The sequence below is a fragment of the Vibrio sp. D173a genome, assembly GCF_030248475.1.
In genome coordinates this window covers 1-816 of record NZ_JAHGAH010001353.1, presented here as the reverse complement: position 1 = coordinate 816, position 816 = coordinate 1, and the positions used below count along the sequence as shown (strand labels likewise).

Sequence of the window (816 nt, the reverse complement as noted above, 5' to 3'; positions counted from 1 at the left end):
GTGTTTAATACGCAATCTGAAGTGTTCAAAGATCCTAAGGTTCGTGAGGCATTAACCTATGCCATGGACTTTGAGTGGATGAACAAGAACATGTTCTACAACCAATACGATCGTACGCGCAGCTATTTCCAAAACACAGAATACGAAGCAACAGGCTTTCCCTCTGATGCAGAAGTGGCGGTACTTTCTGAGTTTAAAGACCAGATCCCACCACGTGTGTTTACTGAAGAGTTCCAGCCGCCAGTCACCGATGGTAGTGGCCGAATTCGTAGTCAAATGAGAACGGCATTCAAGCTCCTGAAAGAAGCAGGCTGGGTATTGAAAGATAAAGTGATGACCAATGAGAAAACGGGGCAGACGCTCTCTTTCGAATTGCTAATTTACAGCCCAACCACTGAACGTATCTCTATCCCACTTCAGAAAAACCTGAAACGAATGGGGATCGATATGAAGATCCGAACGATTGATACCACGCAATACATCAAGCGCTTACGCGATCGTGATTTCGATATGGTATCGTCTGCTTACTCGGCAAATGCTTACCCAAGCCCGAACTTGATGATTGTTTGGAACTCGAACTACATCGACTCCACGTATAATACCGCTGGTGTTATCGATCCTGTTATTGACTCTCTGACTGAGCAGATCTCGAAGAGCCAGCAAGACCCTGAGAAACTTCTCACGCTTGGTCGTGCCCTTGACCGTGTATTGCAATGGAATTTCTACACTATTCCTCAGTGGCACCTAGGCAAATACCGTGTTGCGATGTGGGACAAGTTTGAGCGTCCAGATACCTTGCCAAAATACGATCTAGGT

General features: G+C 46.0%; 1 protein-coding gene. It reads left to right on the top strand.

The window, feature by feature from the left end:
- A partial coding sequence (locus tag KIV40_RS33315) for an ABC transporter substrate-binding protein (protein ID WP_285353678.1) occupies window positions 1–816 on the top strand: 816 nt, incomplete at both ends.